The organism is Providencia sp. PROV174 (assembly GCF_028480685.1).
GTDB classification, from domain to species: Bacteria; Pseudomonadota; Gammaproteobacteria; order Enterobacterales; family Enterobacteriaceae; genus Providencia; species Providencia rettgeri.
This window is the reverse complement of the sequence record NZ_JAMPOT010000009.1, coordinates 284,038-302,740: the sequence shown is the minus strand read 5'-3', so window position 1 is coordinate 302,740 and position 18,703 is coordinate 284,038. Positions and strand designations below refer to the sequence as shown.

At 38.2% G+C, this 18,703-nt stretch carries 14 protein-coding genes; 5 read left to right on the top strand and 9 right to left on the bottom strand.

Features of this window, described 5'->3' with window-relative positions; all coding sequences use genetic code 11:
• Positions 1 to 148 precede the first annotated feature (148 nt).
• The 6 genes from citG to citC are packed head-to-tail and all read right to left on the bottom strand — an operon-like array spanning position 149 to position 5,361.
• Positions 149 to 1,030: a triphosphoribosyl-dephospho-CoA synthase CitG gene (gene citG / locus PSE60_RS08775; RefSeq protein WP_272665157.1), complete on the bottom strand. Its 882-nt coding sequence runs from the start codon at positions 1,028 to 1,030 to the stop codon at positions 149 to 151.
• Positions 1,017 to 1,556, bottom strand: coding sequence for a citrate lyase holo-[acyl-carrier protein] synthase (citX, locus tag PSE60_RS08770; RefSeq protein WP_272665156.1), 540 nt, complete (start codon positions 1,554 to 1,556; stop codon positions 1,017 to 1,019). The genes citG and citX overlap by 14 nt, the downstream gene beginning before the upstream one ends.
• A gap of 2 nt (positions 1,557 to 1,558) precedes the next feature.
• Positions 1,559 to 3,085: a citrate lyase subunit alpha gene (citF, locus tag PSE60_RS08765; RefSeq protein ID WP_198641247.1), complete on the bottom strand. Its 1,527-nt coding sequence runs from the start codon at positions 3,083 to 3,085 to the stop codon at positions 1,559 to 1,561.
• Between the two features lie 10 nt (positions 3,086 to 3,095).
• A complete protein-coding gene (gene citE, locus PSE60_RS08760) occupies positions 3,096 to 3,992 on the bottom strand; it encodes a citrate (pro-3S)-lyase subunit beta (protein ID WP_004910068.1) in 897 nt (298 codons plus the stop codon).
• Entirely contained in the window at positions 3,992 to 4,288 is a 297-nt protein-coding gene (gene citD, locus PSE60_RS08755) for a citrate lyase acyl carrier protein (protein ID WP_272665155.1), read from the bottom strand. Before citD ends, citE begins: the two co-directional genes overlap by 1 nt.
• Positions 4,285 to 5,361, bottom strand: coding sequence for a [citrate (pro-3S)-lyase] ligase (gene citC, locus PSE60_RS08750; RefSeq protein ID WP_247605424.1), 1,077 nt, complete (start codon positions 5,359 to 5,361; stop codon positions 4,285 to 4,287). The genes citD and citC overlap by 4 nt, the downstream gene beginning before the upstream one ends.
• Positions 5,362 to 5,728: 367 nt before the next feature.
• Between citC and dpiB the strand changes: the two genes are divergently transcribed.
• Both dpiB and dpiA read left to right on the top strand, forming a co-directional pair.
• Entirely contained in the window at positions 5,729 to 7,357 is a 1,629-nt protein-coding gene (gene dpiB / locus PSE60_RS08745) for a sensor histidine kinase DpiB (RefSeq protein ID WP_272665154.1), read from the top strand.
• 1 nt (position 7,358) lies between these two features.
• Entirely contained in the window at positions 7,359 to 8,039 is a 681-nt protein-coding gene (gene dpiA / locus PSE60_RS08740; protein WP_272665153.1) for a two-component response regulator DpiA, read from the top strand.
• 113 nt (positions 8,040 to 8,152) lie between these two features.
• Here dpiA and PSE60_RS08735 read toward each other — a convergent pair whose 3' ends face one another.
• Positions 8,153 to 9,181: an SEL1-like repeat protein gene (locus tag PSE60_RS08735; protein ID WP_272665151.1), complete on the bottom strand. Its 1,029-nt coding sequence runs from the start codon at positions 9,179 to 9,181 to the stop codon at positions 8,153 to 8,155.
• Between the two features lie 947 nt (positions 9,182 to 10,128).
• Here PSE60_RS08735 and dtpA point away from each other — a divergent pair.
• Positions 10,129 to 11,595 (top strand): dipeptide/tripeptide permease DtpA, encoded by a 1,467-nt coding sequence (dtpA, locus tag PSE60_RS08730; RefSeq protein ID WP_109911202.1) that lies wholly within the window; start codon positions 10,129 to 10,131, stop codon positions 11,593 to 11,595.
• A gap of 74 nt (positions 11,596 to 11,669) precedes the next feature.
• Here dtpA and glpX read toward each other — a convergent pair whose 3' ends face one another.
• Both glpX and PSE60_RS08720 read right to left on the bottom strand, forming a co-directional pair.
• Positions 11,670 to 12,647: a class II fructose-bisphosphatase gene (gene glpX, locus PSE60_RS08725; protein ID WP_210840409.1), complete on the bottom strand. Its 978-nt coding sequence runs from the start codon at positions 12,645 to 12,647 to the stop codon at positions 11,670 to 11,672.
• A 162-nt stretch (positions 12,648 to 12,809) separates the two neighbouring features.
• Positions 12,810 to 13,733, bottom strand: a complete 924-nt coding sequence (locus PSE60_RS08720) for an AEC family transporter (RefSeq protein WP_272665150.1) — start codon at positions 13,731 to 13,733, stop codon at positions 12,810 to 12,812.
• Between the two features lie 588 nt (positions 13,734 to 14,321).
• On the opposite strand from PSE60_RS08720, the gene PSE60_RS08715 reads away from it, so the two are divergent.
• On the top strand, positions 14,322 to 17,186 hold the full coding sequence (locus tag PSE60_RS08715) for a DUF2339 domain-containing protein (RefSeq protein ID WP_272665149.1): 2,865 nt from the start codon (positions 14,322 to 14,324) through the stop codon (positions 17,184 to 17,186).
• Positions 17,183 to 18,670 carry a DUF3999 family protein gene (locus tag PSE60_RS08710; RefSeq protein ID WP_272665148.1) on the top strand — a complete coding sequence of 496 codons (1,488 nt, stop codon included), beginning with the start codon at positions 17,183 to 17,185 and terminating at the stop codon, positions 18,668 to 18,670. Before PSE60_RS08715 ends, PSE60_RS08710 begins: the two co-directional genes overlap by 4 nt.
• Positions 18,671 to 18,703 lie beyond the last annotated feature (33 nt).

Below are 18,703 nucleotides of genomic sequence, written 5' to 3'. Positions count from 1 at the left end.
TTTTTAATATGGCTGTATCTTGAATGAAATATAATGATTTTAATTTTCATTAATAATTCACTCTAAGGTATATAATTTAGTTAAATAATTAATTGGTTTTTATTTAGTTAAATTGTTTTATTTTTAAATTATTCCTGTTCTATTAATGTTAAATAAAGGATTGGTTGGGTAATCGAGCAAAAAACCAAGTTAGAATTAATAAATCCGCACTTCCCCCTGGGCTCACATTTAGTTGAATACATTCATTATCGAAATGTTTAACTTTAACTAAGTCATCATGGGTATTTATACCTGCAGTTAATAGCTGTTCTGCACGCTGCTTTATCCACGTTAAGCTCTTGATACCACCACGATTGACAATATTCGTATCATCATTCAGGCTCATGAGTAAAATTAAGGTATCAAGTAGAGCGAGATCGGCGAGTTTGCCTTTAGCAAGTTGCTGCAAATAATAAGGAAGTGAATGTTTGATTACTAACGAATAACCGCCTTCAGCTTCACCTCTTGCACCTGTTAGCCCATGTCTCTGATATAAGCGATGGCCTGCAGTGGGGTTTTCAGTTTTTTGTTTAAGTTCATTGGTAATTCCCTTACACATACTAGCAACCAATAAGCTGACATTTTCAGGTGAGACACATTGTTGCTGTGCAATCAAACGGCCTATTGCGGTTAAGATTAAACCCAAGGAAAAAATACTGCCTTTATGGGTATTAACCCCTTTTGTTGCACGGAACATCGACTTTTCACAATCCATTCCGATAGGGCGAATATGGGGTAATAGTTGCTCTATAGGACAATTTTTGTATTGAGCGCCTGCTTGCAAAAATTGAGGAAAATGTGTCGCGATGGCATTGGCACTTAAATGAAAGTCAGTCAGTGCCATATCTTTATGGGCACCGGTGTTGTGTTTATCCACTAACCCAGGTTTAGGGGTTAAATTCACCTCAGCTAACATCGCTTTCCATGCTAATTGGCTGTAATAGTGGGTTAATTTATCATTTATATGGCTGAGTTGTTTAATAGGTTGCATGCGCTAACTCCTCGATACGATTAAGTATCTCAACCAATGAATGTGTCCGCTGACGAGCACAAATTTTCGCTTCATTTTCACAAATTAAGCATTGTCTTGGTGGCAGATTTAATTGTGAGCGTGAATATTGTTGTCCATTCGCATCAAACACATCAAAATCCCATAATCGACCAACAGCAGACGATTCTTCCATGCGAATTAACGCTTTTTTAATCTCGATAGCATCTCCGTCAACGGCAGCCAAGCATTCCGGCCCCGTTTTTAATGCCCAAGATTGTTGTGATAAAAACACCCACTGCCCGCATGAAGCAATCTGTTTAAGCGCATTTAGGCCCTGATTAAACACATGTCTAACAAGAGAGTTGTCTTTGACAGCTCCAGGAAAAACGACAGTAAATGAAATCAAGGTTACCTGATGGAGACCAATCCACGCTTGTTGGCGAGCCTGACGGGCATCTCGGCTATCCAACAGTTCAGGTAAAGAAATTTCAAATTGCTCTTGAGTATCAGGCAGTGGGTAAAACATATTTACTCCTTCACTTGATGAACAACATCAATGACTGAGCCATCACGATAACGAACAACCGCAACAGCTTTATCGGTAAATTCAATTGGATTAGGAGTACCAGTTAATAATTGTGCTCGTTCTCGTAACCAGCTCATTGAAACGGTTTTAATACCTTGGCTTTCAAGTTGCTGTTTTAATTCAGGACGAGCAGGGTTAACGGTAATACCATGGTCAGTGACAAGAATATCGACACTGGAACCAGGTGTAACACACGTGAGAACTTCATCCACGAGTGTTGGAATACGGCCACGTACCAGTGGTGCAACAATGATAGATAATTTTGATGCAACGGCTGTGTCACTATGGCCACCAGATGCACCACGAATAATGCCATCAGAACCCGTTAACACATTGACATTAAAGCGAGTATCGATTTCTAATGCGCTGAGCACAACGACATCAAGCATATCAACGGAAGCACCTTTTGAATCAAAACACGCATATTGGTTAGCACTGATTTCAATATGATTCGGATTGCGAGCGAGTGATTCAGCTGCCGCTTTATCAAAACTTTGGACATCCAATAATTTACGAATTAACCCTTTTTCATGCAGGTCAACGATAGTTGAGGTAATGCCGCCAAGTGCGAAGCCTGCCTGAATATTATGGCGTCTCATTTTGTCTTCAAGAAAGCGAGTGACGGCAAGAGAAGCACCGCCCGTACCCGTTTGTAATGAAAAACCATCTTTGAAGTAACCTGATTTTTCAATAACATCAGCCGCAGTACGAGCAATCAGCAGTTCACGAGGGTTCGATGTCATACGTGTCGCATCAGCCCCAATTTTATCGGCATCACCCACGCGTTTAACTTTGACGATGTAATCGACTTCATCTTGCTTAATACTGGATGGGTTATGGGGGTAATCTAATATCTCTTCAGTGAGCATCACCACTTTTTTCGCGGTTTCAGCATCAATTTTGGCGTAACCTAAAGAACCACAACTTGCGCTTCCGGTGTAGCCATTGGCATTGCCGTATTCATCACAAGAAGGAACTCCAATGAACGCCACATCAATAACTAGCTCACCACTATGAATTAAATTAGCTCTTCCACCATGCGAATGAATTTGTACAGGTTCTTCTAATTCACCGCGTGAAATAGCTTCAGCGAGTGGGCCTCGGATACCAGAGGTATAAATTTTACGGATAACGCCATGACGAATATGTTCAACAAGTGGTGAATGGCAAGCACTTAATGAACTAGATGCAAGTGTTAAGTTGCGAAAACCCATTTCAGCAATGACTTGCATCACCATATTGACCGTAAGATCTCCACCGCGGAAGGCGTGATGGAAAGAAATAGTCATACCGTCTTTAAGGCCAGAACGGCGGATCGCGACTTGTAAGTCATCACATAATTTGCGATTTCTCGGCTTTTGTACCTGTTGTTGTACTTTGCCGATATCTTTAAATTCACGTAGTACATCGTCAGTATTTGGTTGTAAGTAGGCTGATACGCGAGCCTGGCGCTGAGTATTATTTGTCATTTTTATTGCCTCACTCTTCCCGAATTCCTGATAATGCTGCTCGTGATAACACGAGGCGAGCTCTGTCAATAACTGGGCCATCGACCATTTTTCCGTTCAATGAAACCACACCTTTACCTTCAAGGGCTGCGGCATCAGCGGCTTCAACAACACGCTGTGCATGGTCGACTTCTTTTTGAGTTGGTGCATATAAATTATGAAGTAACTCAATTTGTCTTGGGTTAATTAGTGATTTGCCATCAAAGCCGAGCTGTTTAATGTGAGCGGCTTCGCGTAGGAAACCTTCTTCATTATTTGCATCAGAATATACGGTATCAAACGCTTGAATACCGGCTGAACGAGCGGCTTGTAAAATGGCGCACCGAGCATAGAGGAGTTCTACGCCGTCTGGAGACCGCTCGGTGCGCAAATTGCGGACATAGTCCTCGGCACCTAATGCGATGCCTATAAGTCTTGGTGATGAATGAGCAATATTGACTGCTTGAGTGATGCCCATTGGCGATTCGATAGCGGCGAGCAAGCCCGTGCTACCTTCTTCGCGGCCACAACTTTTTTCTATACGTAAGATTTCACTTTCAATATCAATAACATCTTGCGCAGTATCAGTTTTAGGAAGGCGGACAATATTCGCACCACCACGAACAACGGCTTCAAGGTCAGCAACACCAAAGGCGGAATCTAACGCATTGACCCGTACAATGGTTTCAATATCTTGATAAAGCGGGTGCTGCAATGCATGGTAAACCAAGCGACGAGCCGTATCTTTTTCGCGTAAAGTCACAGAGTCCTCAAGGTCGAACATTAAAGCATCCGCTTTATAAATAAAGGAATTGCTTAACATGGCTGCATTGGAACCGGGCACAAATAACATACTTCTGCGTGTACGTGATTTTTGTTCTGGAGTCATTATTTATCCTCCCAAGGCAGATAGTCGATATCACAGGCGCGAGCCAATAAGGCTTCTAAACGCGCTTTAAGTACACATTCCAGTGCACCTTTATCATCTACAATGATTTGTGCTCCTTGAATATCATTCTGCTGAATCATTTCTTGTACGATTTTTGCGATAGCATCCCCAAACTGCTTTTCAACACTACTGGTAATTTGTATTGAGACCTCTTGAGTGTCTTCTAGCGGTTCGATACGAACCATGACATCACTTGATTCAAGTGTGCCAGCTACTGCTGCGTGTTTTATCTTCATATTTCACCTATGGCTAATTCAGAACTTTCGGTGTGGCTTTGAGCGGATGCGACTTGATTGGCGACCATCTCTTGTAAATATTGATAGGTTGCCTCAGGTACAATCGGCTTAATCGCCGCAAGATCTTTTTTAGCGAGCAATCGTCTAACTTGTGAGGCAGAAACTGCCGTTCCATTGATGATTGTTCGCGGAAATTCAACGAGTTCTATAGGTGGAAAATTCATAGCATCGGTTTTTAACCAAAAGCGCATGTCTTGGTTATATTGGTTGGTGACTTGGCAAAATGGTTCCGAGCCTACGAATCGATGGGTTATCCCCAAAGCAGGGGCGATATATTGACGAAATATCTTAATGTCTATTTCGGTATAACAGTTATTGGCAACCGTTTTGTCTTTAATAAAGTAGCAAGGAAATGTCGCTCGAGAAATAATATACTCGGAGCCTTTGTGAATAGTGAGATTTTCTATTCCTTTAGTCCCAGCTTCTATTAAATTTAATCTAACTTTATAAGGAAACCGCGATGTATCTTCTTTGACAACAAATAGGTGTAGCCAGTCACAGGCCTTCGCGGCTTGTTCTATTAAATAGCGATGGCCAAGGGTGAAGGGATTGGCATTCATGACGATTGCGCCAATTTTTTTCCCTTCCTTACGCTGTGCTTTTAAACTTTCGATATAACGTTTTAGATAACAGCAACTGTTTTCCATCAACACCATAATATTAGGTACGGTGGCAATAGTATGGAATCCACATTGTTGGAATAAGCTTTCATTTTGAAATTTGGTATAAATAAACAAATGAGTTGTATTATTTTCGTAAGCAAGATTAACCAGTTCTGTTGCTAATTTTAATGCAAGGCCTTCACCTCTAGCATCATCACTAATAGCAACACATTTAATAACATTTTTTGCTAAGCCTCCGCACGCAATTAATTTTTCATTGCGTGAGATTGTAATAAAAACGTCAATGCTTGAATCAAGCTCTAAATCGTTTTCCTTTAAAAACTGAGTTATTTCAGCAAGTTTCCTGTTCTCATGACGTTTTACTTGGTTAAACGTTATGTTTTCGAACATAATAGTATCCTGCATCTCATTTAGAGATGTTTTTAAAATGTTGCTAATGTTAAAGTTAATTAAATAAATATTTTTGGTTGTTTTTATAAAAATAAATATAAATTCTTATTTAATTATCCTTTCTGATATTTATATTAAAGGTACTGTATTTAATATATTTGACCTATTTCATGTTTCTTAAATGAGATTGTATTTGTTTAATGGTTTTAAAGTTTTTAATTATTGGATATGTTTTTTATTACTTGGTTTTAATGTGTTTAATTATTAATATGTGTATTATACTTTTGGCTTGAATCCGATTTATCGGTTATCCTACCATTTTTGAATTAACAAAATTTTTACTTTTCAGCCAGTAACGAGATATAACATGAAAAAAGAATATGCATTCTCTTCATTGAAAAAAGTAAATTCAGTTTCATTTTCAGTACGAGTTTTTTTTCTGTTATTGATTGTTTCTGTTTTTTTGACGTTCGGGTTGGGCAAATATTTCACGGATACGGCTGAAAATCGATTGATTGCAAACATTCAATCATTAGCGATGAGCCAAGCAAAGCTGATTGCTTCTATTGATGGTGTGGTGCAATCAGTAAAGAATAGAGATATTCCGAGACTGAAGGTTATTGCTGACAAACTAAACCAAGATTCCAACTATGATTATGTGGTTATCGGTGATGAAAAATCAATTCGGTTATATCACCCAAATAGCCAAAAAATTGGTTTTGAAATGCAGTGGAACAAACCAGGTGCCTTAGAGAAAGGAGAAAGCTATTTCATTAATGGTGAAGGTTCGATGGGAAATGCTGTTAGAGCCAAGACCCCTATTTTTGATGAACAAGGTAAAGTGATTGGCGTAGTTTCTATTGGTTATTTGTCCAACAAAATTGATACGTCACGCAGTGAATTGTTTGTACAAACAGGTGCTACCTTTTTAGGAATATTGATTATTTTGCTGTTTTTATCTTGGGGTTTTTCACGTTTAATTCAAAAACAAATGTTGGGAATGGAACCTGAAGAGATTACTCAACTGGTGTTAGTACAAAAAGGAATATTTGAAGCCGTTTTTGAAGGTGTAATTGCGGTAAATACACAAGGACAAATAATCAATATCAACTCAAATGCGAGAAAAATGTTATCTCTGAGTAAGCCATTGGGCCAGTTAACAGGAACATTTGTATCAGAACATATATCGCCAGCTGATTTTTTTATTACCGATCTTGAAACAACTAAGCATGATGTGATTGGCGAGTTTAATGGTTTAAATGTGATTGCAAATCGGGTTGCGATTCGTGATGGTGAGCATCTGGTGGGGGCGGTTATTAGCTTTCGTAGTCAAAACGATATTGAATCGTTAAACTCTCAGTTGACCCAAGTTCGTCAATATATTGAAAATTTACGCACTTTACGGCACGAACACCTTAATTGGATGTCAACATTAAGTGGGTTATTGCAAATGAAAGAATACGACCAAGCGTTGGCTTTGATTAAAGGGGAATCAGAATCTCAGCAGCAATTAATTGATACACTCCGTGGGCAGTTTTTTGATAAGCAGGTTGCAGGTTTATTATTTGGTAAGCACCATCGAGCTAAAGAGTTAGGGTTACAATTAAAATTTACTGCCGGTAGTCAGTTGCATGAATTACCTGATTCGTTAAATAGTACGGAATTTTGTGCCATATTGGGAAATTTACTTGATAATGCGTTTGAAGCGAGTTTGAAAAATAATCAGGGTAATAAACAAGTGGAATTATACCTTTCTGATGAAGGGAAGGAGATTGTCATTGAAGTCGCGGATCAGGGGTGTGGTTTCCCATCAGAAATGCAAGATAAATGGTTCGAGCGCGGTGTGACAACGAAAACCGATGTGACAGATGGCCATGGTATCGGGTTATATCTTGTTGCGTCTTATGTTAAACGCTGTAATGGTGCGGTTATTATTGAACAAAATCAACCGCATGGTACAGTATTTTCAATTTTTATTCCGAAAGTGAAGATATAAAATGATTAAGATAAAAATCCTCATTGTGGAAGATGAGTTACTACTTGCTGAAATGCACAGTGAGTATATAAAAGCCTATCCTGCATGTGAGAAAGTGTGGCTTGCAGGTAATCTCGCTGAAGCGAGAAAAATGATTGAATACATGAAACCAGACCTGATTTTATTAGACAACTATTTACCTGATGGTAAAGGGATTGATCTGGTCCATGAGTTAATACAAGAAAGAAATAATGCAGATATTGTATTCACTACGGCTGCAAGCGATATGGATACGGTTTCTGAAGCTATTCGTTTAGGCGTTTTTGACTACTTAGTAAAGCCAATTGCCTATGAGCGTTTAGGTCAAACATTGGATAGGTATATTCAACGTAAATCTGTTGTACAGGACAATAGTAAAACCAACCAAAGTAAAATTGATGATATGTTCAATACCTATGCGCGAGGTGAATCAAAGGAAGAACTTCCAACAGGCATTGATATCATTACACTTGAAAAAATACTCGCTTTGTTCACTGAACCTGATGTGCAATATACGGCAGAAAGTATTGCTGAAACCATCAAACTCAGTCGTACCACTGCAAGGCGTTATTTGGAGTATTGTTTAGCGAAGGATAAAATTGAAGCCGAAATTGAGTATGGCAAAGTTGGCCGACCGCAGCGGATTTACCGCACCAAATTGTGAGTATCTGAATTAAGAGTATATGTTTATAGAAGTTCTGCATTGGCTATAAGCAATGCAGAGCTTCTATATCTTACTTATATTAGTAGTGCAACAGTAAGTTGGAAAAATAGAGTTTATTGTTGCTGGTTTTCTAAAATTAACACTTTCTTTTCAGCCCGCTCATGGCCTTTAGCGGCTGCGAGTTGATACCAGCGTAGAGCTTTTTTGTCATCGGCTTCAACACCCATACCATATTGGTAGCAAGCACCTGCTGCATATTGCGCATCGACACTATTTTGCTGAGCGGCTTTTATAAACCAGTGACACGCCTTTGCTTGGTCAGCCTTGATACCATCACCGCGCGCATAGATAAGTGCGACGTTAAATTGAGCCGAAACTTCACCTTGCTCAGCGGCTTGGGTTAGCCACTTTATGGCGGATTGGATATCTTTTTTGGTACCTTGCCCTGTTAAGTACAGCATACCTAAGCTATTTTGGGCGGGGGAAAAGCCCAGTTCTGCGGCACGGGTAAAATACTGAAAGGCGAGAGGGTAGTTCACCTTATCATACATGCCTACAGCAGCCTGATAACCCAATAAATAGAGTGCTTGAGGATGGTTTTTTTCAGCAAGGGCAAGATATATTTTTTGGGCCTTTTGTGGGTCTTTTGTAACGGCTTTTCCCTCTTCATACCAATAGGCGAGGGTGAGCATAGCAGGTTGGAAATGTTGTTCTGCCGCTTTTTTTAGCCACTGCTCTGCTTTTTCTGGGTTTTTCTCTAATAAATTATCAAGGCCGTATAAGGTATATTCGGCCATATTCATTTGGCCAATAGGATCACCATTTTCGGCTGCTATGTTCATCCAGTGCAACATTTGTTTCTCATCTAATTTAACCCCAGTGCCTTGTTGGTACATTAAACCAAGGTTAATTTGTGCTTTTGTAAAACCCTGATTAGCTGAGAGAAGATACCAATGTAAGGCTTGGTCAAATTGATGATGGGACTGATAAAACATACCTAAGTTAAACTGAGCTTCGGCTTGACCCTGTTCCGCAAGTGCAATTAGCGTTTTTTCATTAATGAGTGGTGTCGTTTCTTCTGCAAAAGCAGGAGAGAAAAATACGTTAATAAAGATAAAAAACAGTAAAAATATTTTTTTCACATGACATCCTTTGTACTAAGCGCTCAATGACTAAGTTATCTTGTTAGGTAGGTTCCTGCAATGACTGACAGGTATTGTATATTAATACTACTAAATCAAATGGTTAATTGTTGCTATTAGCGCATTGAGTAAAAAATACATAAATAATTTAAAAAAAGATGAACTTTTTTCCTCTTTAACTAGTCTTAGTAGTATCTATATACTGTTTGCTTGCGTAAACATTCATATATTTACCCTCATCATTCATTTCTTTACACGAAGTAATGTAATAATGCACCTACGTAGTGATAGTTTGAATTTAGCAAAAAGATCCTTGAGTAGAATGCATTATGCCCAGTTTATAACTGGGCTTTTTTTTATCCAAAATTCCAGTTTGAATGTCTCTTCAGCTGCAATTCCCTAAATCCTTTCTTATCATAAAAGAAAAAAGTGTTCATTTGTTATGGATATTTTTAGTTTCCCCATAACGTTTACAGCAATAAATCATAGGGTTATAAATAGGGTGTTATAGTTTAACTATAGAATAATATTCTTAACATTTAATAAACAAGTGACTAATTAGTAATCGATAATAATTTGGCAATTTTGTAAAAAATTGAAGTAAATCACGATTAAATTCAATTCATGTAGTAATTAATACTAGCTAATTCTTTAATTTTGGTGCATAAATAACGTATATGGCTTAATTGGTTATTGGGTTCTGGGCGGGTTATCTGCCAATTAATGTTGAATAAATAATCAAATGTGCTTTAACTCATTGAATTTATGTTTGAGATCCATAAACAAGTCTACACACAGTTTTGTTTGTTTTGAGGTCAGGGAATGATACTCCTCCTACCAAAAGTGAATCTTTTCAACTTTGAATTCTTGAGATCATAACAATGCGAGAGCGCATAGAGCGTTCCGTGGTTTTTTTGCATATGTACAGGTTGTACTAGAGGTAACTTGTGTCCACAACAAATAACAAAGAGGAAGTAAGTCTTAACGCGTTTAAGCAACCTCGCTCATTCTATCTTATTTTTTCTATCGAACTCTGGGAACGTTTTGGTTACTACGGTCTTCAAGGGATCCTTCCAATATACCTAAGTCAAGTGCTGGGTATGTCAGAAACAGAATCAATTACACTTTTCTCGGCGTTTGCAGCATTAGTTTATGGTTTTGTTGCGGTAGGTGGTTGGTTAGGGGATAAAGTTCTCGGAACAAAACGTGTTATTGTTCTTGGAACGATAACACTGATTGCGGGGTACGCATTTGTTGCTTTCTCAGGGCATGATGTGTCGATGGTGTATGTTGGCTTAGCAACTATTGCAGTTGGTAATGGTTTGTTTAAAGCAAACCCATCATCACTCTTATCAACCTGCTATGAAAAAGACGATCCTCGTTTGGACGGTGCATTCACCATGTACTATATGTCCGTGAATATCGGTTCATTCTTCTCAATGATTGCAACACCATGGTTAGCAAAACATTATGGCTGGGATGTTGCGTTCTCTCTTAGTGTTGTAGGCCTGATTATCACATTGATTAACTTCTATATGTGTAAAAAATGGGTTTCTCAACATGGCTCAAAGCCTGACTTCGCTCCTGTCGTTATCTCTAGATTGGTCGCAACTGTTGCTGGTGTTGTGGCACTCATTGCGATTTCAACATGGTTATTGCATAACCTCGGTATTGCTCGTACAGCACTAGCGATTATTTCTTTGGGTATTTTAGTTATCTTTATCAAAGAAACATTAGCACTGAAAGGTACGGCGCGTCGCCGCATGATTGTTGCATTGATTCTAATGCTTGAAGCGATCGTATTCTTTGTTCTTTATAGCCAAATGCCTACATCGCTAAACTTCTTTGCATTACATAACGTAGAGCATGAAGTTTTTGGTTTTTCTATTGAACCTGCACAATACCAAGCTCTGAACCCATTATGGATCATGATTGGAAGCCCAATTTTAGCTGCAATTTATAATAAAATGGGCGACAACTTACCGATGCCACATAAATTTGCCATTGGTATGTTGCTATGTTCCGCGGCATTCTTAGTTTTGCCATTAGGTGCGAAATTTGCAAATGAAGCAGGGATTGTTTCTGTTCAATGGCTAGTTATCTGCTATGGCTTCCAAAGTATTGGTGAGCTGATGATCTCAGGTCTTGGCCTTGCGATGGTAGCTCAGTTAGTTCCACAGCGTTTAATGGGCTTTATTATGGGCGCGTGGTTCCTGACTAACTCAGCAGCTGCATTTATCGCAGGGTATGTTGCCTCAATGGCAGCGGCACCAGAAGGTGAACTTACTAGTAAAGTTGAATCTTTAGCCGTGTATAGCGACGTATTCCTGAAGATTGGTTTAGTGACGGGTGTGATGGCAATTTTGATGGTTTTAACTGCTCCGATGTTAAATCGTATGACTCTTGAGCGTTAATTTTCATCTTAAATAGTTGTAATCAAAAGGGCTGAAAAGCCCTTTTGATATATACGACATACTGTATTATTGCATTAATTAAAATAGCGATTATTAATCAGTTTTAGCGAACGGTCACGGCCATTAACCAAAATGGTATTTGAAATACGGCTGTAAGCATCTATTGATACACCATCCATCAAGATTGTTGGTGTGATAGCTGTGGCGGCAAATATGACATCAGAAGTACTCACCATCTGGTCTAGAGATAACACTTCACCAATTTCTAACCCCATTTGCTGACAGCGCAAAATTTCTTGTGCCGCGAGCTGTTTGTTTTCTTCGCTATCCCCTTTGGCTTTATCTCGAGAAATTAGCCTTGCTTGCATATCACCGCCTAAAGCGCGAGCGATGGCTGCACTGATAATGCCTTCAGGAGCACCACCAGTCCCATACATCATATCAATGGGATGCTCTGGAAGGATGGTAAGTAATGAGGCGAGCACATCGCCATCAGGGATGGTAATCACATTCGCACCAAAATTACGGATAGTGTTAATAATGTGTTGATGGCGAGGTTTATCAAGCACTGCGATTGAAAGGTTTGAAATCGGTTTATTCAGTGCGGAGGAGAGAAATTCTAAATTTTTTTCTAGGGGATTTGCCAGGTGAACAGCACCTTTCGCTGCGGCACCAACAACAAGTTTTTCCATGTACATATCAGGTGCTTGAAGCAGTGTTCCCGTCGGTGCAGCAGCAAGTACGGCAATGGCATTTTTTTCATTGCAAGCTACCATACGAGTTCCATCGATAGGATCTACTGCAATATCTAACCCTACAGAACTTGATTGTTTGCCAACTTGTTCGCCAATATATAGCATCGGAGCATCGTCGATTTCACCTTCACCAATAACAATTTTGCCATGAAAATCAATTTCATTTAGGCGATTTCTCATTGCTTCAACAGCGGCTTTATCTGCGGCATTTTTATCTTGTTTACCTACCCAATCGAAGGCAGCTACAGCAGCGACTTCGGTAACGGAAGCGATAGCGGAAGCTAACTCATCACTAATTTTCATTTTTTGTTCGTATCCCAGGTGTATAAAAGAAAAGTACTTATCTCTATGATACGTTTTTTGTGATCTGTCTGGCAAATTATAGCTGATAAAAGCAACAGAGAATTTAGTGCCGCAATGAAATGGCAGCCTATGTTTAGGCTACCATTAATTTAAAAGCTAAAGCATTTCGACGATAGTGATACCGCCAATAATTGAAATTAAGGCAGCAAGTGTACTTAATAACACGGTTCCAGCAGAGGTTTCCGTATAGGCCTGATTGCTAATTGCTAATGCAGGAACGGCGGTCGCAGTGGGTAATACACCAATGATAAACGCGGCTTTAAGTAAATCATCTTGTAATCCTAAAGCGAGCCCAGTCCCTAAAATAAGAGCAGCTTGAACAAAGTTTTTTATAAAGACATTAAATATAATTTCCTTACTTATTGTCAGTTTGATCCCTGAAAGAAGTAATCCAAGGAAGAATAAAGCGACTCCGCCGGCTGTTTTACCTAATTCATTAACTGAGTTTTGTAATATTTCAGGTAATTTAACACCAAAAATAGCCAATAATGCCCCTAGAATAGGAAGAAAAACTAAGGGTTGGGCAATGGCTTTCCCAATAGACTTAAAAACGCTATGTCCTTGTTGCGAGCCACTGATCATTAAGAGAGTAAATGGGATAATAATGACCGTATAAATAAGGTTGCCTAATACCATAGCGATTAAGCCTGATGACCCGACAGTTGCGAGCAATACAGGTGGCCCACAGTAGGCCATATCAGGAAAAGACACCGACAATGCTTGCATTGCAGCATCTTTTTTGTTGTGGAGAAAAATAAACTTACCAAAAATAAAACCAATCACGTATGTTGCAATTAGTCCTACGGCTAATGCTAATAAGTAGTCAATATTGAGCAATACCGAGGGGGGAGCCTGTGCAGCAGCTAGAAATAATGCAAATGGTAATGCTATTTTAACTACAAAGTCAGCAAAGGCTTGGGAATACTCTCTTTTGATAAACCCATATTTACCCGATAGCCAACCGACGGCTAATCCAAGAACAATGGGTCCTAAAGCAGCAAGTATAATGTGAGTTAGCATTAAAAATTCTCCCGATATTATGCGATAGGCCTTGTTGTATAAAAAGTCTGTGAAATGACAGCTAACATTTTTCTTTGTATTAACTTTATTTAAATTAAAACATTTATGCTTTTATCAATGTGTTATAAAAAAATAATTAATATAGTTTTAAATGACTTTAGTCATTTAAAGATAGTAAATATTAGAGTAATACGTTGAAGATAAAGATATTATATAGATATCATAATAAAAATAATTGTACTAATAAAATTTGCATTGCTATTTTTTTGAATATCTAAAAAGGAATACTAAAAATAGATGCTTAATAAATTGCCTATTCATTATGAATAAAATTATCATTAAATGATGATTAAGGGTTTTCTTAGTTACTAAAATAACTAATGAGAGTATGAATAAGTCATAAAAGAAGAGCGCCATATCGCTTCTTTTTTGTTTAAGGTATACCTAAAAGCAGAATGTAACGAATTATTTTGTAACAGTTTATTACATTTGGTTGGCAAGGGGATCAATGCTATCTACACTAGCAGTAATCGTGGTCATTATTTTCCAGATTCTAAATTGTGAATTTTATTATGAGGAAACCTATTTGTGGATACTTGGATACTAGTAGGACTCGTATTAGTTTTTCTGCTAGTGCTAGCTCCGATTCTTGCTATCATTGCCATCAATCGAACAGGTCGGTTGCAGTACCAAATTTCGCTGTTAAATCAGAAGGTTTCCTCGTTAGAAACTTTACTTTCAAAAGCAAAATACACGCAAAGTGTATCCATTGATGGTGTGACATCTCCTCAACCAGTCTTAGATGAAATACAGGAAGCTTATGTAGAGCAAGGGGAAAATGAATTTTCCTCTAGTGCGGACGTTAAATTAGACAACGAACTGGGAGCACCTCAAGAGCTTGCCTCAATCAGCCATGTTGCTTACCAGCAAGCTGAAAAAGAGCATGGTTTATCTGATAATTTGAATTCGGTTCCTATGAGGGAACAACCAACTCATGAAAATATCAACCTAAATAGGCTTGATAACACGGTAGCACAGCAAGTAGACCCAAATCGATTTAATCATAGTAAACCTAATACAAATCAAAATAATCAGCATACGACCAGTCATGATAAATCAATATTCAGCCATTTCTTTAGTTGGTTATTTAAAGGAAACCCAGTTGCGAAAATAGGTATCCTGCTGTTATTCCTAGGGGTGGCATATTTACTGAATTACAGCGTGCAAAATGAAATTATTTCACCACAAATGCGGTTAATTTTCAGTGCGGTAGGGTGCTTAGCCTTACTAGGGGTTGGTTGGTGGTTACGAAACAAAAAGGCATTATTTGGGTTGATTTTACAAGGAGGGGCGATAGGCTGCTTGTATATCACTATTTTTGCTGCCTTTAAATTATATACGATGGTGCCATATGGAATGGCATTTGCGTTTATGTTACTTATTTGTGCCGCAAGTATTGCTTTGGCATTATTGCAGCGAACTATTAGTTTAGCCGTTTTAGCATCAATAGGTGGGTATTTAGCACCTGTATTGCTTTCTACTGGCGGTGGAAGCCATGTTGTCTTGTTTTCTTATTACCTGATGCTGTCTATTGGTATTTTGGTTATTAGTGTGTGGCAAGCTTGGCGTCCTTTAAATTTAGTTGGTATGGTGATGACTTATGGTGTTGCCATTTTATGGGGATTAGAAAATTACCAGCCAGGCTATTATTTATCCTGCCAACTCTTTATCATCGCTAATTTAGTTGTATTTAATGCCTTAACTCAACTGTTTTCACTGCGTTTTGAACATAGCAAGCAACTGATTGTTGATAATACACTGCTGTTTGTTCCACCTTTTATTAGTATTGCCCTTCAATTCTTTATTTCACAAGGGGAAGGTTTACTGCCAGCCTTTATTTCACTGGTGGTAGGTTTGTTATATCTGATAACTGGATTACAAGTACATAAGCGCTATAAATCTGCTGGCAAAAATATGGCATTAGCGAATATTATTATTGGCGCTGGTTTTATTACTTTAGCTATTCCACTAGCGTTAACATTTGAGTGGACCTCCATTATTTGGTCATTAGAAGGGTTGCTAATTCTTTGGTTTGGCTTACAGCAAAACCAGAAAAAAATGGCGGCTATTGGTTCTTTATTGATTGTTATTAGCGCAATAACCTTATTAAGTGATTATCCTTATTTATATTGGAGTCGCAGTAGTACTTATATGGTGCCAGTGCTATTAATCGCATGTTTTATGGCTGGTGGGCTTTTCCATACTCGTCGTCATGAAGACAGCAACTTTACTTTATTTAGCTACGGTTTCTTAATTATTGGCTTGGTGACTTGGTTTTGCTGGCTCCCCTTATTTACCGATATCTTATCATGGAGTCGTGAATCTGAAGGCTTTATTATTTTAGTATTGGTCGTTATTTCTGTTTGGTTTTGGCGTTTATATGCTATCCATATAAATTGGGTGCCATTACTACTTTGCCAATCCATCCTATGGATTGCGGGTTATTATTATCTTGGTTTAGATTTCTTAAATGACCAAAACCCGATGGGGCGTGGCGAGGGTTCTCTTATATGGCCAGTTGTATTGGGTAGCTCTGTTTTATTTGTTATTCATGCGTATAAACTTCGTGATCGCTGGATGCAAAGAGTACTTCATAGCGCTAATTTATGGCTAATTCTTGCATTTATTGCTACTCAAGTGAATTGGTTCGTCTCCATTTTACCGTGGGGAATGCATGAAGTGGGGTATTTTATTTATGTCATGGCGATAACACTAACCGTGATTGTTCTTTATTGGCTGCAACAAAATAGAACGCCACCAATGAAACGTAATGGGTTAATTTATTGGTATGCAATGCTCCCTGTGACAGTGGGGTTAATTGTATTATCTTGCTATGCGAATTTAGAAGATGGCAAATTGACCTTTTGGAGTTATGTGCCGTTAATCAACCCATTAGATGAAGCTGGGTTATTTAGTATTGCGACTCTAATTTTAATACGTAAAGGCTTCACTCAAAAAATACGTAACGTGACAGCGGCTAATTTTTGGGTTCTACGTAGTTTATTAGTGGCTATAATTGCACTTTCTGCTTATTGGTTTAACGGTATTTTAATTCGTGCAATAGCAGATTTCGCTGAGCTAAATTGGAACTATTATACTCTTTATGATTCACGCTTAGTGCAAACTGTGCTTTCTATCAGTTGGGCATTGGCTGCACTAGCCTGTATCACTATTGCCGCTATTAAGAAAAATCGTATTTGGTGGTTTATGGGAGCCGGTATTTTTGCTTGTGTTATTGCCAAGTTATTCTTAATTGATATTTATGGACAGGGTGGTATTTCTCGCGCAATTTCCTTTATTGGCGTTGCATTATTAATTTTAATTGTTGGGTATTTTTCACCATTACCACCAAAAGAAACAAAAGGGAAAGTCGAACAGGAGATACAATCATGAGTTTAATAAAAAATACCGGGCTAGGAAGGTTTTTTGCAGTCTTCTCTTTGTCATTATTGTTTTCAAGTTACTTAAATGCTCAGACAGTAGAAGAGGCTACACCTTATAGTTTTTATCAAGGCTCAGAAATAAATGTACTCGATACATCGACCCCTTTTTATTGGTTAGAGCTCCCTGTAAATGCATACATTAATTCAGCGTATCCCAAGACCTTGCAAGATGTTCGCGTCTTTAACGGTACGGGTAATGAAATTCCTTCAGTCTTATTTTCTGATACGGAAAAGTCCATTTCTAATGAGAAAGTGATTTTTACGCCACAACGTTTAGTGACGCAGGTTGATAGTGTTAATTCTCATGATGATGTGCGCAGAGAAAGGCAACATCTATTAGTTGAATCTATTCCAGGCAAGGTAAATAGAATTGAGTTGCCTAGTATGCAGGTAAAAGACAATGTTGCTTATCAGGCTTATTTATTAACGAGAAATCAAAGTCAAACTAAAGATACGCCAATTAAAAACCTGACATTAGACTGGGCCAAAAGTGAGAATGAATGGCAGGCAAAGGTATTTGTTTTTTCCAGTGATGACAAAGAAAACTGGCTAAATATCGCAACAAACCAGCCAATTATGAATTTGAAGTTAAATTCTGAAACTATTGCAAGTAATAATATTGAATTATTAAATGGTAATTCAGAGGCATTGAATGCACCTTATCTTATGGCTGTGATTGTAAGTGGCCCTGATATTGTTATCCCTGACTTATTAAAAGTAAATGCTACTTCTAGTATACTTAATTCAACTTATCGTCAGGAATTATTCCATTTTGAAATGACCAATGATGGAGTTTCAAAAGACCATGTTATATATCAATTGCCAAGAGCTCAGCCATTAAGTGAGTTACAAATACAATTGCAGCAATCAAATCGCGTGATCCCACTAAAAATTGAGTATTCATCTGATAGAGGTGAAAGTTGGAAATTACTCACTAATATTGTTGCATATAATCAAATAATAGAGGGTGAATTAGTTAGTAATCCGAGCACTACACTTTATGGCGAAATGGTAGGTAAAGTAAGAATTTCTGCACTCAAAGGCAGTTGGGAGGACCAACCACCAAGGCTAACGGGGAAACGAGATGCTTATAACCTTATTTTTAATTTACAAGGTCCCGCTCCGTATTTGCTTGTTTGGGGAAATAAACAAGCAAGCTTCGATAAATTGACCACAAGCCAGCTGATAGGGAAACCAGATAGCATTGATGAACTAATGATGAATTACCCTCAGCTCTTTCTTGATAATACAGTCATTGAATTGGGGGGTGTAGATAGGTTAACTGCAACAGAAGAAGTTGATGATAATTTTAGCTGGCTGATAATTACCTTATGGGTATTATTATTTATTGGAATATTAGTATTAGGGTATTTTTGCTGGTATTTATTAAGAGAAGTTAATTCTTCAGATAAAACGAACAATGAAGAGCTATAACTAGATTTTTATTAACCAAATAGGGGATCGCAC